The sequence below is a fragment of the Thalassospira lucentensis genome (assembly GCF_050516545.1).
Taxonomy (GTDB): domain Bacteria; phylum Pseudomonadota; class Alphaproteobacteria; order Rhodospirillales; family Thalassospiraceae; genus Thalassospira; species Thalassospira lucentensis_C.
Window position 1 is genome coordinate 2659374 of sequence record NZ_CP191544.1, and the last position, 22453, is coordinate 2681826.

Consider the following 22453-nt stretch of genomic DNA (forward strand, 5'->3'; position numbering starts at 1 on the left):
GGTTCTGGATGCTCGTATATATGTTTTTGTTTGTCTGGCGATCTGTTTTGGATCACAGCGCGCCGTCACAGGGGCGGCCTGCGTCCACGCAGCGCATTGACCAGAAGCGAGATCACAAACAGCGCGATAAAGACAAAGAACAGAATCTGCGCAATGCCAACAAACGTCCCGGCCAAACCGCCAAAACCCAACACGGCTGCGATCAGCGCCAAGACAAGACAAAAGATTGCCCAACCTAACATGGTATTCTCCTTGTTTCTATCCGCCACTGCCCGCTGGCCCGAAGGGGGAAATCAGCCAGCACGCATGTGAACGAATATGCAGAACATTTTGGTTAGTCGGCTTCTTCCTGAATGGCTTCACCGGCATCTTCCATGTCTTTGCCAAAGCCTTCTGCGGTTTCACACGCGGCAAGACCAAAACCCATGCCAGTGATCATCGCAACGGCAAGGAACTTCTTCAAAAAGTCAGTCATTATCGTTTCTCCTGTTTGTTCAGGTGCAAATTTCTTTACACATATCAAAACGGAAGAAACCGGCATTTGTTCCCCTATCACCAGCCAAACACTTAATTTGACGCAATTAAGGCAGGTGCAAGCCTTGGCTTTCCAAGCATCTTGGCCAATCGTGATCATTTTGGGGCAGATCGGGAACAAGGCGGCATTTGCCCCGTCCCCGATCAGAGATATCGTCTTTGGACATCGCGTTTAACGCAGGTCAAGAAATCCGGCGACTTCATCAACAACCTGACGATGGATCATACCACGATCAGTTCCCTCGGGATCTGAGCAAATCGGATCATCTTCCATTTCTTCAAGCAACTCGACTGCACCTGGCACGCATTCGGCCAAAAATGTCAGATGATCCGCCGGGGAAAACACCGCCATCTTGGCATTTTCCATCCGGGCCAAAAGATTGCTTCCCGTTTCGCTCAGATCACTTGCCAACCAGCCATGCTCAATCCCCAAACGGACAAACAGAACGGGATTGGAAACCGCCTTGATGCTGTCTTCGTTAACCGCATAGGTCATGCCCGGTTCAATTGCGACGGTCTTTGTGATGCGCGGATCATAGGCATCAGCGGCAAAATCGTCGGGCAGATGGGCGAAATCGACACCACCCTTGCGATAGAATGCGCAATCTTGCGCCTTGTTTTGGAATGTGTCGCAATAATCACGATACGCATCGCGATCAAACCGCATCCCGGCAAGATTAAGCACCGTGGTCCCGCCAAGTGAAAACCCGACGGCCGAAATCTGATCTTTGTCGATATAGGGGGCGAATTCCGGATTGTCCAAAACCTGATCAAGGGCTGCTTTGATATCGTTTGAGCGTTGCCCAAGATACATCGTGCGGCGCGGGGATGAATCACCCGATGTCGTTCCAGGATGATTGACAGCCAACACCATTGCACCGCGCAATGCCAGTTGCGATGACAGCCAGCCGATCGCGTCCATGTTCCCGCCCGACCCGTGCGATAACAGAACAAGAGGATGTTTTCCCGCCTCGATTGCAGCCCCGATATAGGCATCTGTGCTTTTCCAGATCGAACTCCTGCCGACCGGGGCACGATATATATGGGTTCCCGCCGGATACCAGATAGACGCCGCAACCGGCATTGATCGATGTGCGGCGCGCACATCAAACCGATCATAGCCGGCATATTCATCAGCAGCCTGTGCCGTACCGAATGCCAAAGACGTCACAATCCCGGCAGCAATGGCCATCGCAGAAGTTACATGTTTCATGATTTCTATCCGTGTTTTAATGTTGAACGGATTGAAATTGCTCCTGCTTTGGGGTTGTGGCGTCCTCGAACCGGTTTAAGGACGTGCAAAACCGGTTTTGGGACATGGTGATGTTGGATTGAGTAGTCCCATGATCGTTTTACCCGTTCCGATGGTCGTGGCTTTGCTGCTTGGATTTTTATTCCTGCGCGCAACCCTGTTTTCCAACACGCCACGACTGCTTGCGGCCTTGCTACTGGCATGTGCCTGTCAAAGTGTTACCGTATCCGTGGTGCAATATTACGGGGTCTCTGAACTCCGTCTTTTGCAACCAATCACCGCATCCTTCATTCCGGCATTGGCGTGGGTCGCCTTTCTTGACGGCGGCATCCGTTCGCGGCGTCATGCGACCGACCTTCTTCATTTTCTTGTGCCCGTCGGAATTGCCTGTGCCATCATTGCAGCCCCAATCGTGATTGATGCTTTGCTGGTTGTGGTCTTTGTCGGTTATGGCAGCGCAATCCTTGTGATGCTTCACCGGCAGGGAAATGATCTTGCCCATGCGCGGCTGGCGTCGGGGCATGTTCCGGCCTTGGTCTGGCGGGCAATTGCCATTGCACTGATCGCATCGGCCATCAGCGATGTGTGTATCTCGCTGGCGCTTTCCTTTGGCTATGACAGTGCGCCGGGTTTGATTCTCAGCATCTTTTCATCCATCGCGCTACTTACCATCGGCTTTCTGTCCTTGTCGCCTGACATCGCCTCAGACCCGCGAGATGAAATTGAAGATGGCCCCGCATCAAGTATGGGTGTGATGCACCCGGTGCCGCCAATATCCAAAGCCTCTGATGATGTCCCGGTTGCCGACATCATGGGTCAGCTGGAAACATTGATCGCAGACAAGAAGCTGTATCTTGATCCCGATTTGACACTCGCCCGGCTAGCACGGCGCTTGGGCTATCCGCTAAAACAGGTTTCAACGGCGATCAACGCTGCGACGGGTGAAAATGTGTCACGCTACATTAATAAATACCGGATTGAACATGCCTGCCGCGAATTGGAAGCCGGACAAAATATCACCACGGCAATGCTGGCAAGCGGCTTTAATACCAAATCAAACTTCAACCGTGAATTTTTGCGCATTACGGGCAAAACGCCCAGCCAATGGCCGCAGCAGCCCTCCTCTGGAAGTTTGTAGTCAGGAGCCCTTGCGACAGTTTGGGCACAAAAAACGGGCGCACAAGGCGCCCGCTTTCACATTTCAGAACCGCAAAGTCGATCAATCGTCGTTGGACGGATTGTCTTCGCTCATATTGGTCATTTCTTCGGCGATCAAACCGGCACTTTCACGAATGCTGGCTTCGATTTCATTGGTCATTTCCGGGTTTTCCCGCAAGAAGGTTTTGGCATTCTCGCGGCCCTGCCCAATACGGGTAGAATTATAAGAGAACCAGGAACCTGATTTCTCGACAATGCCGGCCTTGACGCCAAGATCAAGGATTTCACCCATCTTGGAAATGCCTTCGCCATACATGATGTCAAATTCGACCTGTTTGAACGGCGGTGCCATTTTGTTTTTCACAACTTTGACGCGGGTCTGGTTGCCCACGACCTCGTCGCGATCCTTGATCTGACCGATACGACGGATATCAAGACGAACCGAGGCATAGAATTTAAGCGCGTTACCACCAGATGTGGTTTCCGGGCTGCCAAACATCACACCGATCTTCATACGGATCTGGTTGATGAAGATCACCATGCAGTTCGACCGCGAAACCGAACTGGTCAGTTTACGCAAAGCCTGGCTCATCAAACGGGCCTGCAGGCCAACATGGGTATCCCCCATTTCGCCTTCAAGCTCGGCACGCGGCACAAGGGCAGCAACCGAATCGACGACCAGAACATCAATCGCACCGGACCGGACCAGTGTGTCGGCGATTTCAAGCGCCTGTTCGCCCGCATCTGGCTGCGAAATCAGCAATTCATCTGTATTCACGCCCAGTTTGCGGGCATATCCCGGATCAAGAGCGTGCTCTGCATCGACAAAGGCACATGTGCCACCCAGTTTCTGGGATTCAGCGATGGTATGCAGGGCCAGTGTGGTTTTACCCGAACTTTCCGGACCGTAAATTTCAACAATACGGCCACGCGGCAAGCCGCCAATACCCAACCCAATATCAAGGCCGAGCGAACCGGTCGAAATAGCCGAGATATCAATGCCGCTGTCCCGCTGGCCCAGCTTCATGATCGAACCTTTGCCAAATGCCCGTTCGATCTGCCCAAGGGCGGCTTCAAGTGCCTTCTGCTTATCCATAGTATCCTTATCCACCAAATGCAGCGCGGTCTGAATCATTGCTCGAACTCTCTTATTCCACAGGGCCGGGTAGGATGCAACGCAGGCGGTTCCCCGGGCCTAATTGCGGAACGCCACCGCTAAAAGAACCTGCTGCCCTAACAGATTGAAAACCCTGTACATGCCAGCAGAACGATTGAGAACATAATGCGAACATTGTCATAAAATTTTAGATGTTGCAAGTTTGTTCTCTTTTATGAGGCGAGATATTCCAGTCGCAAACAACAAACCCGGCCAAGTTACTGGCCGGGCACAACATTTTAAAAGCTTAAACCCGTACAACGATCAGGTAGCGACAGGTAACGATCGGGTAACGATCAAGTGGTGATTTTCAGATGTTCGTGTTTGTGCGCATGTCCTTCATCACCTTCGCCGTGATGATGGGTTTCAACATGCAATTCGCCGGGCACGGAATAAAGCTGCCCATGACGCACTCCCGGTTGGGCCAAAACTTTGTCCGCAAAGGCACGAATTTCCGAGAGTCTACCGCGCAGCGTCACGCTTTCAAGGCAGGTGTCATGATCGATATGAAAATGCACTGTCGATACGGTCAGATTGTGATGTTCATGCTGGGTGCTCATCAGACGTGAGGCCAGCATGCGTTCTTCGTGGTCATAGACATAATTCAGGACCGCAATCCCCACCCCGTCGGCATTTTCTTCGCGCTTGGTGTTTTGCAGTTTTTCACGAATAAGATCGCGAAATCCTTCGGATCGATTGGTGTAACCACGGCTGTCAAGGAAGGCATCAAATGCCTCCATCAGATCGTCTTCGATGGAAACAGTTACACGGGTCATGGCTTTGTCCTGATGGTCTTTTGCGATACTTGCCTAAACCTTATCCGATTGACCGGAAAGTCAAAAGGGCTGAACGCACATCAAAGAGCGGCGTGGTTAATTCGTAAACAGCAACGCCACCCCGGCAAAGGCAAGGCATGTGCCCAGAACGGCCTGCCAGCCAACGGATCGGCGCAAAATCAGTCCTTCATACACAATCAGCAAAACCGGCGGCAAAGCCATCAAGGTCGATGCGATCCCGACATTGGCATTCTGAACCGCCAACATCGAAAGCCACACCCCGACCGCCGGCCCGATCAATGCACCAAGGAACAACCATTTGCCAACATCGGGCGCCACACAGGCAGTCACCGTTCGGCGCACACGGCCAAGCAATAACGCGACACCCCACATGGCAATAACCGCGACCAATGTTCGGATCCACGTTGCCGAAAGTGCGGAATAGCCATCTATCAAGGCATATTTGGCAGTAATCAGATTGGCGACCTGCCCCACTGCCCCGCCAAACCCAAACAGAATTCCCAGCACATAATTGCGCCCGGCAAGCCCGGCGGGACGTCCCCTTTTACCAAGAATAACCACCAGCACCCCACTAATGCCAAGGGCAATACCGGTGATTTCAATCGGGCGCAGGGTTTCATCAAACAACACCCACGCCAAAACCGCCCCCATGATCGGAACCGTCGACATCAACAACATCGACAGTCTGGCACCGATCATGACAAAGGCCTGAAACAGCATGGCATCACCAATCACCAGTCCAAGCACGGATGACAAAGACAACCAGCTCAGTTGTTCCCATGTCACACTGCTTGGCCATGGTTGACCTTCAAGAACCCAATGCAGGATGGTCAGGCAAAATATTGAACAGGCCAAACGCCCGCGATTGACCGTTTGCGCACCAGCTTTCCCGCCGATATTGGAAAAGATCATGCTTGATGTCGCCCAACAGAGCGCAGCAGTAAAGGCGGCAGCTTCGCCAAACAATGGGATCATGGGGCGCGTTTCCGAGTTTTGTTCTATTGCCGGTTTTTCACCGGATTGGTCGCGGGGCACAACCGGTTATCCATAAGCGTGATTTTGCCAGTGTTTGCAATTGCGATTTTTCCTGTGCACCGTATGTTCATGAAAACATCCCACCAAGGATACAATGATGAGCAAGGCGCAGCAGGACGACAGTACCGGAAAACCGTTCAAGGGCATTCGTCGCCACCTTCAGGACGGCGAAGTGGTGATCATGGATTTGCCGATTTCACCGGTGTCGGTTCTGATCCCCGGACTGATCAAGATCATCTGGATCGCGGCCCTGATTTACGCATCGTATCACTGGCGCGAAATCTATGATTTTCTGATGCCGGAATTCAAAAGCCTTCTGACCGGTCCCGAAGCTTTTGCCGCCCTTGATCAGATTTGGGAAGAATACGAGTTTGTCTTCTCGATTGCGCTGATTGGCGTGATATTGGCTGCCCTTTCCATCATCTGGAAAGTCCTCCACCGTGCGCTGGGCGTTTCAACCCGTGCGGCCAAAGACAGCATTCTTCTGCCATTGACGGCGATCCGCGATTTGTTCTTCTTTGAACGCGTGATCACCAATAACCGCATCGTCACCAGAAGCGGGGTTCTGCGTAAGGATCAGGATGATCGCGGATTTGAATCCATCAAATCAACCAAGATTAGCAAAAGCGTTATCGGCAATATTTTTGATTATGGCAATTTGCATATTACAGACCGCTTGGGTCACAGCTTTACCCTACATCAAGTTTCCCAACCCGAAGACGTCGCCAAAAAGCTTTCTGATTTCTTTGGCCGCGTTCATCCCCGCCAAAACACAGGCGATCCAGTTGACATTACCCATCGCGGGCACGATGCATTGTTGGAGAACACACAAACTAATTCTCTTTCCGGTCCGGAAGGGTAATTTTTGCGATCACAGTGTCGTTGAACGCGGTCCAGAACGCGACCTTACTGCATCATTGCCTTGATATAAAATTGTGGTCCGTTCCGATGATAGGCCGCAATCGCTTGATCAAGCACAGGCACTTGGGCGGACTTTCCCCGGTTAATCCAAGTGTAGAATTTTTCAATGCCTTGCTCATGCACGTATTCTGGCGGTATCTGAGTTTTATATAACTTGAAAGTGGCACTATCCATCAGGATGGCATCAATTCGATCATTCAACAGCATGGCAACCATGACATCGAAACTGGGCAACCGAACTCGATTTGTGACATTCTTTGAAAATTCATTGTGCCATATCGCACCAAGCCAGATGCCCAAACTGCCATCCTTTAAATCATCAAGTGCCTTGATGTCATTATGACGACTTATAAGCAATCGCTGCGTTCCACCAATTGCAGTAGGAACACGTATAAATTCGCCTTCCTTACCTGGCTTATATTCCCCTATCCGCAATATTTCCCCGTCGATTTCTCCGCTTAAAAGGGTTTCTGTCGACCGCTTGTTGGGCAAATATTTTATCGAGGTGCATATGTCGTGATACGCCATCACCAACATAAACATTTGACCAACATTTCGCCCCGTAATGTCGTCAGGGGCACCAAAACGCAAGCATTCCTCGGCCTTTGTCTGCTGCCATGGCATCAAAACACACAAAATCCACAGGCCCATTCCAAAGAATAGCTTCATCAAACGCCTCTCATTCTATCGTTTCTTATTCGCCACTTCATTTCGAAGCAGTTTCTACAGAAATGTTGCCTAGGCTGCGGATTTTAGTTCCATACTTCGCAGAGTGTTACTCTAAGTCAGCCCCCTCATAATTCCTATACGCAATGATAGTCCCCCAAAAAGAAACTTTTCTAACAAGTTGTTTGCCCAATAACGCTGACAAATATTTCTTCCCGCTGTCTGCGTACTGACAGCCGTTAAATTTGGCTGTCCAAATTTAGGATATAGGGGAAAACCGCAAGACCTTGAAGGTGAGCTTCATGCCACGGATGTCAATTCGATGCCCATTCACCAAATCGCTGACGATAAAGGTCTATGCCCGCATTGAAGGTGGTCAGGTGCGATCGATGTTCTTCTTTCAACCAACTGTAAATCTTGTTTTCTTTCAGCACGGTTGCTGTGAATGCAGTGAGATCAAGCATTTCAGAATATGTATATCCATCGACCAGCATTGCATCAATTCGCCCTGCAAAAAGCATTTTTTGCATCATGACAGGCCCACCGGAAACCTCGACGGTATTCTCGTGACCTTGGCTAACCTGCTTTGCCCAATCAAACCCCAGCCAGATTCCAAGTACCTGCTGCTTCAAATCCTTAATGCTGAGCACGGATGGGTCGCGGGCGACCAAGAAAACCGGGACTTCCAACACTGGCTTGTTAGAACGCAGTAATGGCACGGTAACCAAGGCTGTTAAATCTTCGGTCCAACCAAAAATACCGTCCAAAGAACCATGATCAAGTTCAACGATTGATCGATTTAATGGGATTAAAACTGGTTTGATACATTGGCCGGAGGCAGCCATATCTTGCCGATATAGTTCGGCCCCTTTGAGAATATCTTCATTTCCAATGATTTCAGGAAACGCAATACGCAAACATTTCTCATTGGCGATTGCCGATGGCAAAAGACCAAAAGAAAGCATCAAAGCAACAATCACGATAACAACGGTCAAACTGGCCCGTAAAAGCCCGGTTGTTTTCACCTTAGGCATCCCTGTTCTCGGACTTACATCACATTGCAAGCCTTTAACGTTTTAGAACAGTTTGCCAGTGCCACACCCATATCAGGTCGATGCCCGAATTTTTCTTGTTGAGTCAGCTTATCGGATTTGACGATGATTTCAAAAAGAAAACCCTCTAAAACAGTAAGTTAAAACACGTGAATTGCGGTTAAAGAGCCACCTTAACCTTGGCCACAAGCTCTTTTTATAGGTCTGTCACCATTAGGGGCGCCAATTCACGCTAAAATTCCTTTCATCCACGGCAACGACAGAGCGCGCATTTGGCATGAGGTCGGGTTTCAGCTTCACAATACGACTTTATTCTACTCCCTGAAAAACGCGATCGCTTTGGCCGGTCATAATTCCTACGGAACAAGGTTGCCTGCCAGTTGTTAGATCAGGTAGATCCTTTTTGATTGCGGAACCCGCCTGATGCCCTTTGACCTTGCCCAACAATCGCTTGGCCTGATCGTCGTAATCTTTGCCATTTGCACGCTGATTATCGGCTTTGCTGGTACCCGACTTGCCGGAATTGCCATCAAACTTGCCGAGCGAACCGGCATGGGCCAGATCATTTCCGGGGCCTTGTTTGTCGGCATATCGACAAGCCTTCCCGGCAGTGTGTTATCCGTCACCACCGCCTGGCAGGGTCATACTGATTTGGCCATCGGGAATGCGCTTGGCGGGATTGCCGCACAAACAACCTTTCTGGCAATTGCCGATCTGGTCTATCGCAAGGGTAATCTGGAACATGCCGCGGCAAGTGCAACCGGCCTTGCCCAGACGACACTGCTTGTCAGCATGCTTTCTGTGCCCATCCTTGCCTATGCCGGGCCGGAATGGATGATATTTCACATTCATCCGGCATCAATCTTGCTGTTCATTATCTATGGGTTTGGCTTGAGATTGCTGTCGGAAATCCGTGACGAACCGATGTGGCACCCCAAGAAAACCGATCTGACCGAAGAAGACGCCAAGCAGCACAGACCCGATGCGCATCCACAAAGCAGTGCAAGGCTATGGGGAGAATTCCTGGCCTTTGCCCTGCTTACCGCGATTGCCGGTCATGTGATCGGTCAGGCGGGTCTGGCAATTGTCGATAAAACCGGCATTAGCCAAACAGCGGTCGGTACTTTCCTGACCGCGATTTCGACATCCTTCCCGGAATTTGTTTCTGCGATTGCCGCTGTGCGCTTGGGGGCGGTCAATCTGGCGGTCGGGAATATTGTCGGCGGCAATGCGTTTGACGTGCTGTTTCTGGCCGCATCGGACTTTGCCTATCGCGATGGATCAATCTATGCCGCCTTTAACGACCAACACCTGTTCACCATCGCCCTGGTCATCCTGATGAGCGGGGTATTGTTGTTGGGCATGCTCAACCGCGAACGGCGCGGCATTGGCAATATTGGCTGGGAAAGTGTTGCGATGCTCACCCTTTATGGTGGATCCGCATTCTATCTGGCCGGGTGAGCGATAATACGTTGAACATCGCAATCAAACGCACACGATGATCGGCGCACAATTATTTGCATTTCAAATGCGCATTTTTATCTGTAGAATGAATTCATGCAGTTAAACCGTTTCACTGATTATGCCTTGAGAGTCATGATGCATCTCGCAACCGCCAATGGTCGCCTGATGTCAACGCGTGAAATTGCCGCCATACATGACGCCAAATACAACCATCTTGCAAAGGTCACCCAGTGGCTGGCGAACGAAGGTTATATTGAGACAATCCGCGGACGCAGTGGCGGAATCACATTGGCAAGGGAACCTGATCAGATTTCCATCGGAACACTCGTGCGCAAACTTGAAAGCCAGACTGCCCTTGTCGAATGTATGCACGAAGATCGTGGCAACTGTAGACTGGCATCTGCCTGTGGTCTGGCGGTTGTTCTTAAAGATGCAGAAGAATCGTTTTTCAGGACACTCGATCAAGTCACACTCGCGGATATCTTAAAACGTCAGAGCGGCATGTTTGATCTTTTGATCAGCATGAACGCTGAATAACCCCCTTCAGGTCAAAGCATTAGATTGAAATCGCTCAATTGAAAGTGCGATGTCATAAAATTGGTATTTACAATGCATATTTACCACAATATATGTATTTAAAATACTTATTAAGAGGTCGCCATGAAACCTGCTGATGAACTACCCCCGCAAAGAATTACAGAACTGCTGTCGGTGTTCTATGGGCGCGTGCGCAAGGACCCTCAGCTTGGGCCCGTCTTTAACGACATTGTGGAGGACTGGACCGAACATCTCGCCCGGCTGGAAGACTTCTGGTCGTCATTGATCCTGACATCGGGTCGCTACAAGGGAAATCCGCTTGTCATGCATACGCTGCATTCCGACCGAATTACACCACATATGTTTGATCGCTGGCTTGAAATATGGACGGCCACCACAAACGAAATGCTGTCACCAGACATCGCCATAATCATGCAGACAAAGGCTCGGCGCATTGCGTCGCGGCTAATGGCCGTGATGTATGAGCCGTGTCACGGACAACAACATGTCGATGCGCATCCCTGATAGATCATCGCGAGCACGCCAGCGAGACAGCTAACCTCGTTTGAATCCACAACGATTTCGCATGTGACCGGCACCTTTCACAAAGTGCCGAACCGTCACCCTTGTCTTTAACCACAGCCTGAAAAGAGATTTTGCAATGTCAAACGCCCTCTCTGCACGCACCATCGAATTGGTAAAATCAACCGTCCCTGCGCTTTCCACGCGGGGCAGCGACATTACGACAGTGATGTATGGAAAACTGTTTCAGGATGATCATATCCGTGCGCTTTTCAATCACTCTAACCAAGGTGAGAACGGATCACAGATCCATGCCCTGTCTGCTGCGCTGATCGCCTATGCACAGCATATCGACAATCTGGATGCGCTAGCCCCAGTCGTCGAACGCATTGCGCACAAGCATATCGGCTATCACATTTTGCCCGAACATTATGAATATGTTGCCCGAGCACTTCTTGCTGCCATTGAAGAAGTCCTTGCGCCGGATATCTCCCAAGACGTTCTTGCGGCTTGGGGAGAAGCATATTGGTTCCTTGCCGACATCCTGATCAATCGTGAAGCCGATATCCGCACAACGCTTGAAAACAGCAAGGGCGGTTGGAATGGATGGCGCAAATTCGCGATATCGGGCAAACAGCTGGAAAGTGAAGTGATCAGGTCTTTTACCCTGTCGCCGGTCGATAGGTTGCCCGTTCTGGCCCATCGCCCCGGACAGTATCTGACACTGCGCCTTAAACTTGAAGATGGACGCACGATAAAGCGGAACTATTCGATATCCTGCGCCCCGAATAACGACCACTATCGCATATCCGTCAAACTCGAACCAAACGGCCAAGGCGGGTCGCGATTTTTGCATGAAACGGCGCAGATTGGTGATGTTATCGAATTGACGCCGCCAGCTGGTGATTTCTTCCTGCCTGATGAACCCGAACGTCCTGTTGTACTTTTGTCCGCCGGTGTCGGCCTGACGCCAATGGTCAGCATGGCTGAAACCATCGGTGCGCATTACCCAGACATCGAGGCTTATTATGTCCATGGCGCGCTGAACAGCCGAACCCATGCGATGGACAAACATGTCCGTCAGATCGCAAAACAGCATGGAAAAATGTCTGTCATGACCTTCTACAGTGATCCGACAAACGACGATGTCTGCGGGAAAACGCATGATCACGACGGATATATTTCACCGGACTGGCTCTCGGCCAACACGCCGTTTCACAATGCCGACTTTTTCCTGTGCGGCCCCAAACCATTCCTGCGAACAATGGTAAATGCGCTTGCAAAACGCGGTGTGGAAACCAACCGCATCCATTACGAGTTCTTCGGCCCCACCGATGAAAACATTGCAGCCTGAACAACAACAAGGCGTCTGAAAATCAGACGCCTTGTTCATTTTTGGACAGATTAACTGACGCCAAAGCGTCTAGAGAACTTCCTTCACCTTGGTCGCAAGGTCTTTAAGCGAGAAGGGTTTTGGCAGGAAATGCACGCCGTTTTCTTCGTCAAGTTCATCGCGGTAAGTATCTTCCGCGTAGCCGGAGATAAAGATGACTTTAAGTTCCGGCTTTTGTTCGCGCAGCATCCGGATCAGGCTTGGTCCATCAATACCGGGCATGACAACATCGGAAATGACCAGATCAATCGTCTTGTCGGTTTTGTTTAAGACCTCAAGCGCGTTCTCGCCATTGTTGGCTTCCAACACGTCATAGCCCTTGCTGCGTAGCGCACGTGCGCCAAATGTCCGCACTGCATCTTCATCCTCGACCAAAAGAATTGCACCGGTGCCGGTCAAATCACGGGACGGGGCTTCTTCTGCCACCGCCTGCGTTTCAGCAAGTTCTTTTTCGGTTGCCTCATAGCGTGGCAGATAGATGGTAAAGGTCGTGCCTTTGCCTTCTTCACTATTGACCGCAATGAAGCCGCCCGTCTGTTTGACGATGCCATAAACCGTCGACAGGCCAAGTCCCGTGCCCTCGCCGCGCTGCTTGGTCGAGAAGAAGGGTTCGAAAATACGGGTCAGGTTGTCTTTTGGAATACCAATGCCGTTATCTGAAACCTTGATGCCGATATAGTCGCCCGGCGGGATCACTTCGGTGCCGGTTGCGGTTGGTTCATCAACGATTTCCGTACTGGTCTGAACCGTTAATGTTCCGCCCTCACCTGCCATCGCATCGCGGGCATTGACCACAAGATTGATAATCACCTGATCAAGCTGACCCGGATCGACTTTAACCAGACCGATATCACGCCCATGACTTACTTTAAGGTCAATCTTCTCGCCGATCAGACGGCGTAAAAGATTCGACATTTCAGCTAGTGCGTCGGTGATATTGATGATTTTTGGCTGCAATGTCTGACGCCGTGAAAACGCCAAAAGCTGCCGGACAAGATTGGCGGCGCGATTGGCATTCTGTTTGATTTGCATGATGTCGGCAAAGCTCGGATCGCCCGGCCCATGGCGCGACAACAGAAGATCACAGAACCCGATCATTGCGGTCAGAAGGTTGTTGAAATCATGCGCCACCCCACCGGCAAGCTGACCAACAGCCTGCATTTTCTGAGACTGGGCAAATTGTTCCTCAAGGTTCTTTTGTTCAGTGGTATCAAGGAAGTTCAAAAGCAACGCACCGGCTTCGCCCGAACGCCCTGCAACACGTTGCAGATAAATCTGGGCGGCAACACCGCGTGCACCGACAAGACGGGCTTCGATCTGACCGCCCTTGCCCATGCCCATAACAGCCTTGGACAGATAGCGCGCCACTTCATCACGGTCTTCTGGAAGGATCAGCTCCAGGATCGAACGTCCGACAACCTTGTCGTGGTTCTGTCCTGCTGTATCAATAAAGGCGCGGTTGGCATCGGTTACCGTGCCTGACATATCCGCCAGCACGATTGAAAGCGGGCTTTCATCAAAGAACCAGCGCACTCGACGTTCAGTTTCCGCCAAGGCATGTTCCCATTCATGGGCCGGCATTGGATCGGGGAAAATCACTGCCTGACTGCGAATGGGGCCGGTCCCCGGTGCGTTGATCGAATGGGTGACAAAACAGCGGATCGGGTCGCCGCCATTGACCTTGAATTTCACCTCACCATTGATGCCATCACCAACAATCAGGTCGGCAAGCTCGACCGTGCCATTGTTAAACTCTTGAGGCTCCCCGCCAAGCCAACTGGCCAAACGACGGTTGAGGTAAAGAATACGTCCTTCTTCATCAAGCCCACAAACACCAACCGGCAACCGTTCAATCATCTGATCGGCCAGCTCAAACCCACCAGCGGCTGCCGCCACCGGAAGATTCGCCACCATTTCAGATCCCTGCGGCGCAGAAAGTGCAAAGCTTGGCTGATCATTTTCAGATGGCAAAAGAAGGGAGGCGCCAGCATCGCCCATGACCGAAGCATCAACGCCGTCGACAGTCCATAACATCTGCCCGGCGCGCGCATTGGCCGCGGTTACCGCAATCCGAAGGCAGGCCCCAGATGTCTGAACGGCCCTATCGGTACCTTTTGTCTTGGCCTCGTCCGAAACCAGATCGTCGTTTAGGTTCGACTGTTCAAACTTGTCAGACCGCGATATATCAACAAACATCTGTCCGCCTTCGCCGCGCATCGCACGGGTCCGCAATTCAGCAAGATCATCACTACCAATACACAGGAAAGACAACCGCGCTTCGAGCGCAGAAAGCATGTCCGATCCCGGTTCAATACCAAGTTTGTGCGGAAAAGCAGGATTGGCGTAAAGCGTTCGGCCATATGCATCAATCAACGCAACGCCAATATCAGATCTGGCAAGCCCGGCAACCAGCGGACCCAGTTCAGCATGACCACCATTTCGCCATCGCGCAGACAAGGCCAGTGCAGCCACGGCAACAATAGCAACACCTGTGACCATCGCACCGATGATCCACATTAAACGCGCGTCAAGACCCGCCTTTGCCAACACGTCCATCAGGACGAAGACAAACGCCAGAAATGCGACACTTACAGCAAGGATGAGTCCCCGAAACAGCACGCGACCGCCTTTAGCACCAATAACTTATCAATATAGTCTATACTTTTAGCTGCTTATCGACCAACTGGCTACCGACAAGTTTATTGTAAGCGACCAACTACAGTCATCACCTCAAATCTACCCGATACGGAAAAGGCAGGAACACAAAACCGTTCCCGCCTTTTTCAACAAACTTCAATCTTGATAACCAAAACAAACTCAGGCGTCATGCCCTTTGGATTCATGCCGCTTACCATCATCGGTCGAGCTTCTAACGACTTCGACCAGAACGGTTCGCAGATCCCGTACAGCGGATGCAACTTTTTCAGCCAGTTCACCAACCTCAAGCGCCATTCGCCCGGTTCCCGATGCTTCGATTGAAACTTCACTAATGCGATCAGAAACCTCCCGCGAGGCCGCAGCAGTTTCATTTACATTGCGAGCGATCTCTGCCGTCGCAGCACTTTGTTCTTCAACGGCTGCCGCAATTGCTGTCGAAACTTCATCCATTTCATGAATTTTTTCGCCAATCACGGCCACTGCTTTGACGGCAGTATCTGTAACAGCCTGAATTTCGGCAATCTGACGGGTAATTTCATCGGTGGATCGACTGGTCTGGGTCGCCAGGTTTTTGACTTCCTGTGCCACAACAGCAAACCCTTTGCCTGCATCCCCCGCACGCGCAGCTTCAATTGTTGCATTCAAAGCCAAAAGGTTGGTTTGTTCGGCAATACCGGAAATCAGCTCAACCACTTCACCAATACCGCGCACACTCTCAGCCAATTGGGAAACTGTGTTCTCGGTTGAACGGCTCGCCTTAACGGCATCTGCACTTACATGGTTAGCACGTGCAATTTGACTGTTTATTTCACCCAATGACGAATTGAGTTCTTCACCGGCACCTGCCACGGCCTCAACCGTTGCCAATGCTTGCGATGAAGCAGCGGCCACTGTTTCGGCGTTGCCTTGAACAAGGTCGGCTGAACTCGACATACGCTGTGCCGCGTTGGCCAGTTCGTTGGTCTGTCCCGAAATCGTTTCAACAACCCGTCGAGTTTCATTTTCAACCCGTTCCGCCATCTCCATCAATGACTGCTGACGCTGCTGTTCTGCTTGCGTCCGATTTGCTTCTTGCTGTTCGCGCATTTTGACATTGTTCATACCGGTTTCACGGAAAACATGCATCACGCGAACAAGGTCACCAACTTCGTCATTCCTGAGCGTTTTTTTAATCGCAAGATCATAGTTACCATCCGCGAGCTTTGCCAACATGCTAACGCTTTCGGCGACCGGACGCGAAATCCGGCGGTGCATTATCCACGCAATCAGGGCACAAACAAAGATCGAGATGATTGTAACAATCGTGGTCAAGATGAAGATAAACTGAACATTGTTCTCAAGGCCCTGTAGCTTTTCGACCAATTCAGCTTCAACCGCTGAGCTGTATTTTGTAGTTTTTTCGACCGCAACCTCAAGCGCTTCGGCAAGGTTAGCCGCAGCAGCATCGAAATCCCCCATCATTTTGTTACCGACCTCGGGGCCACCATCAATATAGCCCTGTGCCATTTGCTTGCCGGCTGCGTAATATGCTGGGAAAGCGGCTTCAACGACTTCAAGAGATGCTAACAAATCAGTCTGGCCAAGTTTTTCGGCAACTTCTTTGGCAACGGAAATATTTTTGACCAAGCCCACTGCTGCTGCTTCGGCTTCATCAAAACCATCGTTCAATCCATCCAATCCACGTGTTGCCGAAATATCCGTCAACCACTGCTGGACTTGAATAACGTTGTAACGCGCCCCTTCAATGCTTTTGATCAACACCGGAATATCAGTGCTGGCGACAACACCGATTTCGGTCGCCTCAGAAGTCGCACGACGTCCATCGTCATTAACGATGCCTATACCAATGGCTGCAGCGATCAACATCACTACAATGATCGCATTCGAAAGAGCGATTTGCCCTGAAATCCTTAACTTCATAGATCTATTCCCACTCAATTCGGCAGCCTGAACGCTCTACTCACTCCAGACACCTTGCCATATGTATAGAAAATACTATACGCACCTCCGATTCTACCTTCTAAGTAAGTTAGATCGCGGTTCAAGGAATTGATCTAGATCGTTGAGATCCAAAATTATTATAACTCAACATGAAAATGGTGGTTAAGCTTGGATACCTAATCGCAAGACATCACCCAAGCTTCTTGCCCTTTTGGCGGAAGACGAAGGAAATGATTTCGGCGACAGCTTTGTAATGTTCTGGTGGGATTTCCTGATCAACCTCGACCGTCGCAAACAGGGCGCGTGCCACCGGCGGGTTTTCCATGATCGTGATATTGTGTTCTTCGGCAACTTCACGAATTTTAAGCGCGATATTGTCCTGCCCCTTGGCAACGCACATGGGGGCCGCCATTTCACCGACATCATATTGCAGGGCGACAGCAAAGTGCGTCGGGTTGGTGATCACAACGTCGGCCTTGGGCACGTTCGACATCATACGCTGCTGGGCACGTTCCATCCTGATTTGACGAACTTTGGCTTTGATCTCCGGACTACCTTCGGTCTGTTTGTATTCGTCCTTGATCTCCTGGCGCGACATTTTCATCTGCTTGGTGAACTCATAGCGTTGATAAGCAAAATCAAGCCCTGCAATCACAGCCGTCAGTGAAATTGTCGCGATCAGCAAGATCACGATCATGTCGTAAAGTCGCTCAAGCGTGAGTGCGAGTGAAAGCTGCGGATAAAGCTCGATATCAAGCATTTCCGGCATGATCACCAGCGTCAGAACAACCCCGACCAGAATGATTTTGCTGACATTCTTGATGAACTCGACCATCGTTTTCATCGAAAACTGGTTTTTAAGTCCCTTCAGCGGATTGAGTTTTTCAGGCTTTGGTTCAATCCGGTCAATCGCAACAACAATCCCGTTTTGAATGATATGCCCGGTCGCGGCAAAGAACACCAGCAAGACAAACGGAATGCCAAGCACCCACAGCATGCCAAGAATTACGTCTTTATACAGAAGGGGAAACCCGGCGACAGAAACGTCGAACAAATGCGGATGCTCAATGAAGCCATAAGACAGATCCCGCACACCTTCAGCCATGGATGGACCCAGCATGATCATGACAAGACCGCCGCCAAACAACAGCATAAAGTTACCGACTTCCTTGGAAACCGGCACCTGACCCTTTTTTCGCGCGTCCTCAAGCTTTTTACTTGTGGGGTCTTCTGTCTTTTGGCTGTCGTCTTCTTCTGCCATTGGCAAACCCATTTTGGGCCGATACCGGCATACAAATGCCGCGGATCAGGCCTTACGGACTGAGAAACGCCTCAAGCCCGTTCTCGAAATATCCAAGATACACCATCATCATGGATGGCAGGGCCAAGGTCAATAAAAGCAGTGCCAACCCAATCTGGATCGGCATTGCAACGAAGAATACCGGCAATTGCGGCATCAATTTATTGAGCAGACCCAACGCGATCTGCAGGCACAGCGCAACAATCAGAAACGGCGCGGAGAGTTGGGTCGCAATCGCAAAACTGTCATTGATTGCGGTGGCAAAAAATTCGCTCATATCCCCGACGGGCAAGACTCCACCGGGCGGGAATAGGGTATAGCTTTCAAACACGGCCTGAATCATCAAATGATCCATGCCGGTCGTAAACAGCAGCACCATCCCAACCTGCAACAGGAAATTCCCTGTCACTGCACTTTGTGCACCGGACAACGGATCGGCACTAAAGGCATTAGCCATAGATGACAGGTAGGCAATAATTGACCCTGCTGTCTGCAAGCCCGCCATCATCACCTGTGCAAACAACGCAAAGAACAGCCCGACGGTAATTTCATAGGCAAGTGAGATCAAAAGTGACGGCGCATCGGCGGGTTGCGGCGGGAACAGGGGCCCTGCCAAGGGTGAAATCACCACAGCCACCCAAACAGCAAACAAAAGACGCGCACGGGCAGGAACAGCACGGGCACCAATACCGGGCATGAAGGCAAAGGCCGCCCCCACCCTGGCGAAAGTCATCAGGACGACATAAACATTAAGGGTAAGTAGTCCCTGAAGATCCATCTTGTCTTCGGCTGCCTTACATCAACGCGCCAGACGCGCGGTATTTTCGTCGCTAATTGGGAAGACCAATGAAATGGTCAACCATGCGTCCCATGAATTCGGTCAGTTCCGTAATCATCCACGGTAACAGCACCAAAAGGGCAATGAACATTACAAGGATTTTTGGCACAAAAGTCAGAGTCATTTCCTGAATCTGTGTCAGTGCCTGAAACAAGGCCACAACCAGACCAACACCAAGGGCGATCAACATCAGCGGCGTGGTCACCTTCAGCAGTGTCCACACTGCGTCATAGGCCACGTCCATGATTTCAGCTTGATCCATCTGGTCTTCCCGCCTCGCCTTCATATCCATGCAGTACATTGAAGTACCACCATTATTCATACAGGATTTGACACGCCTATTGCCATGATTTCCTGTTTTTTCCTGTGGCTCTTAAAACCAAAAAAGCCGCACGAACACGTACGGCTTTGTCAGATGGTTTCAATCACAAAGATCAGACCGGCATGTTCAGAATGCTCTGATAGGCTTCAACAGCCTTGTCACGAACTGAAACCACCGTCCGCAAGGTCACTTCAGCAGCAGAAACCGCCGTGACGACTTCGTGAAGTTCTGCATCACCGGCAATGGCCTTTTGGGTCATCATTTCACTGGTTGCCATCGTGTCGCGGGCATCATGTGCCGCGCCACGCACCATATCGGCAAAACTTTCCCCCGGGTTCACAGCCGTGCCTGTACCAGTCACAGTTTCTGCGACGGTATTTGTTTTGCCTGCAGCCGCATTGCGGTAGGCAGAAACAGCATCATTAAAGCCGACCATCGGTTTTATTCCTTAAACGTGTTCATCCCTTTGATATCGACTTCTTACTGCAGAATATCAAGGGTCTTAAGCAACATACTACGCGAAGACTGTATCACATTGAGGTTCGCCTCATAGGAACGCTGTGCTTCGCGCATATCCATCATTTCAACCAGTGTTTCAACATTCGGGGTCTGAACATAGCCCTGATCGTTGGCGGCTGGATGGCTTGGTTCGTATTTCATACCAAAATCCGAACGATCAGGCATCACCTTATTGACCTTGACCATCTCAGCACCAATTTCGCGGTCCATGACATTCTTGAATGTCAGAAGCTTACGACGATAGGGCTCCTGCCCCGGTGCGGTCGGAAGGCTGTCTGCGTTAGCAACGTTTTCTGCGGCAATACGAAGACGCGTACCCTGAGCACGCATACCAGCAGCAGAGATTTTGAAAGCCTTGTAAAGTTCCATGATCTTAACTCTCTACTATCGGTTATACGCGGCCAAGGGCAGAAATGAACATTGATTTCTGCTTGGCATAAAGACGGGTCATGGTCTGATAATCGACCTGATTTTCATTCATCTTGACCATCTGTTCTTCAAGGATGACGGCATTTTTGCCCGGCGCTACTTCGTAGTTTTTGCGCACTTCTTCGTCCTTAAAGTTCTGTGGTTTGTTGATACCCTGACTATGGCCCGGCGTGGTCGCCTGCATCGCAAGGATGAACTGGCGGTCGCGGCCGATATTCTTGGGATCGAATTCTTTGAGATCACTGGCACGGTAATTTGGCGTATCGGAGTTGGCAATATTCTGCGCAATGACTTCCTGGCGCTGTGTCAGCCAGTCCATCTTTTCTTTGAGATTGGCGAACATGCCGAGTTTGCCGATATCCATTGCCTGCTCCTTGTCTGCGCTTTCTTGAGTATTGATTGCGCGGGTAAAGCCGAAGTTAACGTCACGCCCCTGTGGGACCGGGATTGCCCGAACGGTTGATTTTGCCGTGTCGTTTAATCCTGCCAAACAGAAATGCATGAAGCGTGCCAAAGGCGGAAAGAACTTTGCTTTTCCACACATTTCACACAATTCATCGCGGGTACTAGACCCCGCGTTTGAAAGCGGGCATATTGTGATCGATCTGGTAAATTATATTTGCCATCTATCGAAACCGGGACACTGCATGCTCTATCTCACACGAAAAGTTGGCGACTCCGTTGTCATTGACGACAATATCGAAGTCACCGTCGTTGAGGTCCGTGGCAAGACCGTAAAACTTGGCTTCACTTTCCCCGAAGATGTTCAGGTTCTTCGGCGCGAACTCTATGACCGCATTCAGGAAGAAAACCGTTCTGCTGCTGTCAGCGAAGATATTATTCGCCATCTCGGGAGTACCGCCAGTCCGGCCAAGGACGCCACCGAAACGGAATCAGATACTGGCGAGAATGCCGGTAACGACTGATTAATCAGGACGAAGTCGGCAACGCCGCTGCGTCCGCAAACATATGTCTGACAACAGGCACCGTCATCATCCAGGCAGGTAGCCGGGACATTGACCCCCATCTGGCTCTCGCCCTATTCTTTTCCTGTTTGATTTACGCGACCTCGAACTGGTCAATGTCGACAACGATTTGTTGACCATCTTTGTTCTATGCTCGACGCTAAGTTAAGCTAGGCAGGTACAAACGTCCTGAATTGAAGGGCCGTATGAGCGGGAAAAAGCCCACTTATGATATCACCGATACACCGGTCAGCAGGACGGAAAATCTTGCCGCACCGGCCAGCCGTGACCAAAAAGCGGTTGCACTTCGGTATGCGCATGGCCGGGACAATGCCCCAACACTTAGCGCAAAGGGCGAAGGCAGTGTCGCGGAACAGATCTTGCAGGTCGCTTTTGCCAACGGAATACGGGTCCGCAAGGACACCGATCTGACAGAAATTCTGATGGCTGTAGATGTTGAAAGCGAAATCCCGCTTGAAGCTTTTGCCGCCGTTGCTGAAATTTTGAACTATATATACCGGATCAACCGTATTTACGGCGGTCCATCACGCAGCCACACTGACCCAACAGATCAGGTCACGGCAGCAACAACAGTTGATCGAAACGCGGAAGGCCAATCATGAGCCCTGAACAATTCAAGCCCGATCAGTTCAAGAAAGATCTTAAACGTGTTCTGTCCCTGATCAGAACCGGTCAACGATATCTTGATGACGGCAAGGTTGTCGAACTTTCTGCCCTTGAAACGCGTATTGCCGATCTGTGTAATCAAGCCCGCGCCATGGGAGCAGAACAACGTCGTGAAGTCGCCCCGCTTTTGGCAGCATTGACCGAAGAACTTGGCCAGTTCGAAACCAATATGCAGCAAGAACATTCCGATATTCAGCGCCAATTGCGCGGCATCAGCAACACCACACAGGCAACCAATGCCTATGCGCAGGCTGCCCGCACCAAATAGGCATGATACGACGAACGGGCTGATTTTAAAGAATTCGCC

25 protein-coding genes are annotated in these 22453 nt (G+C 50.8%); 9 read left to right on the plus strand and 16 right to left on the minus strand.

Annotated features, from left to right (window positions below; translation table 11 throughout):
• Positions 1-65 precede the first annotated feature (65 nt).
• From ACQ0MK_RS12320 to ACQ0MK_RS12330, 3 genes are all read right to left on the minus strand, one after another.
• Positions 66-242: a DUF1328 domain-containing protein gene (locus ACQ0MK_RS12320; RefSeq protein WP_350043302.1), complete on the minus strand. Its 177-nt coding sequence runs from the start codon at positions 240-242 to the stop codon at positions 66-68.
• Between the two features lie 92 nt (positions 243-334).
• The gene (locus ACQ0MK_RS12325; protein WP_430472861.1) at positions 335-475 is read right to left on the minus strand and encodes an entericidin A/B family lipoprotein; all 141 of its coding nucleotides are present in this window, start codon (positions 473-475) and stop codon (positions 335-337) included.
• Between the two features lie 231 nt (positions 476-706).
• On the minus strand, positions 707-1747 hold the full coding sequence (locus ACQ0MK_RS12330; RefSeq protein ID WP_430472862.1) for an alpha/beta hydrolase family protein: 1041 nt from the start codon (positions 1745-1747) through the stop codon (positions 707-709).
• Between the two features lie 130 nt (positions 1748-1877).
• On the opposite strand from ACQ0MK_RS12330, the gene ACQ0MK_RS12335 reads away from it, so the two are divergent.
• Positions 1878-2924, plus strand: coding sequence for a helix-turn-helix domain-containing protein (locus ACQ0MK_RS12335; RefSeq protein ID WP_430472863.1), 1047 nt, complete (start codon positions 1878-1880; stop codon positions 2922-2924).
• A gap of 81 nt (positions 2925-3005) precedes the next feature.
• Here ACQ0MK_RS12335 and recA read toward each other — a convergent pair whose 3' ends face one another.
• The 3 genes from recA to ACQ0MK_RS12350 form a co-directional block, all read right to left on the minus strand.
• A complete protein-coding gene (gene recA, locus ACQ0MK_RS12340) occupies positions 3006-4079 on the minus strand; it encodes a recombinase RecA (protein WP_350043306.1) in 1074 nt (357 codons plus the stop codon).
• 317 nt (positions 4080-4396) lie between these two features.
• Positions 4397-4876, minus strand: a complete 480-nt coding sequence (gene nikR, locus ACQ0MK_RS12345) for a nickel-responsive transcriptional regulator NikR (RefSeq protein ID WP_430472864.1) — start codon at positions 4874-4876, stop codon at positions 4397-4399.
• 96 nt (positions 4877-4972) lie between these two features.
• Entirely contained in the window at positions 4973-5872 is a 900-nt protein-coding gene (locus ACQ0MK_RS12350; protein WP_430472865.1) for a DMT family transporter, read from the minus strand.
• Between the two features lie 157 nt (positions 5873-6029).
• On the opposite strand from ACQ0MK_RS12350, the gene ACQ0MK_RS12355 reads away from it, so the two are divergent.
• Positions 6030-6794 carry a PH domain-containing protein gene (locus ACQ0MK_RS12355; RefSeq protein WP_430472866.1) on the plus strand — a complete coding sequence of 255 codons (765 nt, stop codon included), beginning with the start codon at positions 6030-6032 and terminating at the stop codon, positions 6792-6794.
• A 44-nt stretch (positions 6795-6838) separates the two neighbouring features.
• On the opposite strand, the gene ACQ0MK_RS12360 is transcribed toward ACQ0MK_RS12355, so the two are convergent.
• Both ACQ0MK_RS12360 and ACQ0MK_RS12365 read right to left on the minus strand, forming a co-directional pair.
• Positions 6839-7522, minus strand: a complete 684-nt coding sequence (locus ACQ0MK_RS12360) for a hypothetical protein (protein ID WP_430472867.1) — start codon at positions 7520-7522, stop codon at positions 6839-6841.
• 311 nt (positions 7523-7833) lie between these two features.
• Positions 7834-8544: a hypothetical protein gene (locus tag ACQ0MK_RS12365; RefSeq protein ID WP_430472868.1), complete on the minus strand. Its 711-nt coding sequence runs from the start codon at positions 8542-8544 to the stop codon at positions 7834-7836.
• Between the two features lie 450 nt (positions 8545-8994).
• On the opposite strand from ACQ0MK_RS12365, the gene ACQ0MK_RS12370 reads away from it, so the two are divergent.
• The 4 genes from ACQ0MK_RS12370 (at position 8995) to hmpA (ending at position 12448) form a co-directional block, all read left to right on the plus strand.
• Entirely contained in the window at positions 8995-10032 is a 1038-nt protein-coding gene (locus tag ACQ0MK_RS12370; RefSeq protein ID WP_430472869.1) for a sodium:calcium antiporter, read from the plus strand.
• A gap of 96 nt (positions 10033-10128) precedes the next feature.
• Positions 10129-10572, plus strand: coding sequence for an RrF2 family transcriptional regulator (locus tag ACQ0MK_RS12375; RefSeq protein WP_430472870.1), 444 nt, complete (start codon positions 10129-10131; stop codon positions 10570-10572).
• A 123-nt stretch (positions 10573-10695) separates the two neighbouring features.
• Positions 10696-11097 carry a group III truncated hemoglobin gene (locus tag ACQ0MK_RS12380; RefSeq protein WP_430472871.1) on the plus strand — a complete coding sequence of 134 codons (402 nt, stop codon included), beginning with the start codon at positions 10696-10698 and terminating at the stop codon, positions 11095-11097.
• 136 nt (positions 11098-11233) lie between these two features.
• Positions 11234-12448 carry an NO-inducible flavohemoprotein gene (hmpA, locus tag ACQ0MK_RS12385; RefSeq protein WP_430472872.1) on the plus strand — a complete coding sequence of 405 codons (1215 nt, stop codon included), beginning with the start codon at positions 11234-11236 and terminating at the stop codon, positions 12446-12448.
• Positions 12449-12517: 69 nt separating this feature from the next.
• Here hmpA and ACQ0MK_RS12390 read toward each other — a convergent pair whose 3' ends face one another.
• From ACQ0MK_RS12390 to ACQ0MK_RS12425, 8 genes are all read right to left on the minus strand, one after another.
• Entirely contained in the window at positions 12518-15106 is a 2589-nt protein-coding gene (locus ACQ0MK_RS12390) for an ATP-binding protein (protein ID WP_430472873.1), read from the minus strand.
• 198 nt (positions 15107-15304) lie between these two features.
• The gene (locus ACQ0MK_RS12395; protein WP_430472874.1) at positions 15305-17065 is read right to left on the minus strand and encodes a methyl-accepting chemotaxis protein; all 1761 of its coding nucleotides are present in this window, start codon (positions 17063-17065) and stop codon (positions 15305-15307) included.
• A gap of 211 nt (positions 17066-17276) precedes the next feature.
• On the minus strand, positions 17277-18347 hold the full coding sequence (flhB, locus tag ACQ0MK_RS12400; RefSeq protein WP_430472875.1) for a flagellar biosynthesis protein FlhB: 1071 nt from the start codon (positions 18345-18347) through the stop codon (positions 17277-17279).
• A 52-nt stretch (positions 18348-18399) separates the two neighbouring features.
• Positions 18400-19164, minus strand: a complete 765-nt coding sequence (gene fliR / locus ACQ0MK_RS12405) for a flagellar biosynthetic protein FliR (protein WP_430472876.1) — start codon at positions 19162-19164, stop codon at positions 18400-18402.
• 52 nt (positions 19165-19216) lie between these two features.
• Positions 19217-19486, minus strand: coding sequence for a flagellar biosynthesis protein FliQ (fliQ, locus tag ACQ0MK_RS12410; protein WP_430472877.1), 270 nt, complete (start codon positions 19484-19486; stop codon positions 19217-19219).
• 172 nt (positions 19487-19658) lie between these two features.
• A complete protein-coding gene (fliE, locus tag ACQ0MK_RS12415; protein ID WP_350043322.1) occupies positions 19659-19982 on the minus strand; it encodes a flagellar hook-basal body complex protein FliE in 324 nt (107 codons plus the stop codon).
• A gap of 44 nt (positions 19983-20026) precedes the next feature.
• Complete coding sequence (gene flgC / locus ACQ0MK_RS12420) at positions 20027-20434, minus strand: flagellar basal body rod protein FlgC (protein WP_350043323.1); 408 nt, start codon at positions 20432-20434, stop codon at positions 20027-20029.
• A gap of 22 nt (positions 20435-20456) precedes the next feature.
• The gene (locus ACQ0MK_RS12425) at positions 20457-20996 is read right to left on the minus strand and encodes a flagellar basal body protein (RefSeq protein WP_430472878.1); all 540 of its coding nucleotides are present in this window, start codon (positions 20994-20996) and stop codon (positions 20457-20459) included.
• 145 nt (positions 20997-21141) lie between these two features.
• Here ACQ0MK_RS12425 and csrA point away from each other — a divergent pair, with 145 nt between their 5' ends.
• From csrA to ACQ0MK_RS12440, 3 genes are all read left to right on the plus strand, one after another.
• Positions 21142-21420, plus strand: coding sequence for a carbon storage regulator CsrA (gene csrA / locus ACQ0MK_RS12430; protein WP_430472879.1), 279 nt, complete (start codon positions 21142-21144; stop codon positions 21418-21420).
• Positions 21421-21665: 245 nt separating this feature from the next.
• Positions 21666-22082 carry an EscU/YscU/HrcU family type III secretion system export apparatus switch protein gene (locus ACQ0MK_RS12435; RefSeq protein WP_430472880.1) on the plus strand — a complete coding sequence of 139 codons (417 nt, stop codon included), beginning with the start codon at positions 21666-21668 and terminating at the stop codon, positions 22080-22082.
• A complete protein-coding gene (locus ACQ0MK_RS12440; RefSeq protein WP_430472881.1) occupies positions 22079-22414 on the plus strand; it encodes a hypothetical protein in 336 nt (111 codons plus the stop codon). Before ACQ0MK_RS12435 ends, ACQ0MK_RS12440 begins: the two co-directional genes overlap by 4 nt.
• The last annotated feature ends 39 nt before the right edge of the window (positions 22415-22453 follow it).

What these genes read in the sequence shown, in the direction of transcription:
- ACQ0MK_RS12320 (WP_350043302.1), bottom strand. Translation starts at nt 242, where the DNA reads ATGTTAGGTTGGGCAATCTTTTGTCTTGTCTTGGCGCTGATCGCAGCC.
- ACQ0MK_RS12325 (WP_430472861.1), bottom strand. Translation starts at nt 475, where the DNA reads ATGACTGACTTTTTGAAGAAGTTCCTTGCCGTTGCGATGATCACTGGC.
- ACQ0MK_RS12330 (WP_430472862.1), bottom strand. Translation starts at nt 1,747, where the DNA reads ATGAAACATGTAACTTCTGCGATGGCCATTGCTGCCGGGATTGTGACG.
- ACQ0MK_RS12335 (WP_430472863.1), top strand. Translation starts at nt 1,878, where the DNA reads ATGATCGTTTTACCCGTTCCGATGGTCGTGGCTTTGCTGCTTGGATTT.
- recA (WP_350043306.1), bottom strand. Translation starts at nt 4,079, where the DNA reads ATGATTCAGACCGCGCTGCATTTGGTGGATAAGGATACTATGGATAAG.
- nikR (WP_430472864.1), bottom strand. Translation starts at nt 4,876, where the DNA reads ATGACCCGTGTAACTGTTTCCATCGAAGACGATCTGATGGAGGCATTT.
- ACQ0MK_RS12350 (WP_430472865.1), bottom strand. Translation starts at nt 5,872, where the DNA reads ATGATCCCATTGTTTGGCGAAGCTGCCGCCTTTACTGCTGCGCTCTGT.
- ACQ0MK_RS12355 (WP_430472866.1), top strand. Translation starts at nt 6,030, where the DNA reads ATGAGCAAGGCGCAGCAGGACGACAGTACCGGAAAACCGTTCAAGGGC.
- ACQ0MK_RS12360 (WP_430472867.1), bottom strand. Translation starts at nt 7,522, where the DNA reads ATGAAGCTATTCTTTGGAATGGGCCTGTGGATTTTGTGTGTTTTGATG.
- ACQ0MK_RS12370 (WP_430472869.1), top strand. Translation starts at nt 8,995, where the DNA reads ATGCCCTTTGACCTTGCCCAACAATCGCTTGGCCTGATCGTCGTAATC.
- ACQ0MK_RS12375 (WP_430472870.1), top strand. Translation starts at nt 10,129, where the DNA reads ATGCAGTTAAACCGTTTCACTGATTATGCCTTGAGAGTCATGATGCAT.
- ACQ0MK_RS12380 (WP_430472871.1), top strand. Translation starts at nt 10,696, where the DNA reads ATGAAACCTGCTGATGAACTACCCCCGCAAAGAATTACAGAACTGCTG.
- hmpA (WP_430472872.1), top strand. Translation starts at nt 11,234, where the DNA reads ATGTCAAACGCCCTCTCTGCACGCACCATCGAATTGGTAAAATCAACC.
- ACQ0MK_RS12395 (WP_430472874.1), bottom strand. Translation starts at nt 17,065, where the DNA reads ATGAAGTTAAGGATTTCAGGGCAAATCGCTCTTTCGAATGCGATCATT.
- flhB (WP_430472875.1), bottom strand. Translation starts at nt 18,347, where the DNA reads ATGGCAGAAGAAGACGACAGCCAAAAGACAGAAGACCCCACAAGTAAA.
- fliR (WP_430472876.1), bottom strand. Translation starts at nt 19,164, where the DNA reads ATGGATCTTCAGGGACTACTTACCCTTAATGTTTATGTCGTCCTGATG.
- fliQ (WP_430472877.1), bottom strand. Translation starts at nt 19,486, where the DNA reads ATGGATCAAGCTGAAATCATGGACGTGGCCTATGACGCAGTGTGGACA.
- fliE (WP_350043322.1), bottom strand. Translation starts at nt 19,982, where the DNA reads ATGGTCGGCTTTAATGATGCTGTTTCTGCCTACCGCAATGCGGCTGCA.
- flgC (WP_350043323.1), bottom strand. Translation starts at nt 20,434, where the DNA reads ATGGAACTTTACAAGGCTTTCAAAATCTCTGCTGCTGGTATGCGTGCT.
- ACQ0MK_RS12425 (WP_430472878.1), bottom strand. Translation starts at nt 20,996, where the DNA reads ATGCATTTCTGTTTGGCAGGATTAAACGACACGGCAAAATCAACCGTT.
- csrA (WP_430472879.1), top strand. Translation starts at nt 21,142, where the DNA reads ATGCTCTATCTCACACGAAAAGTTGGCGACTCCGTTGTCATTGACGAC.
- ACQ0MK_RS12435 (WP_430472880.1), top strand. Translation starts at nt 21,666, where the DNA reads ATGAGCGGGAAAAAGCCCACTTATGATATCACCGATACACCGGTCAGC.
- ACQ0MK_RS12440 (WP_430472881.1), top strand. Translation starts at nt 22,079, where the DNA reads ATGAGCCCTGAACAATTCAAGCCCGATCAGTTCAAGAAAGATCTTAAA.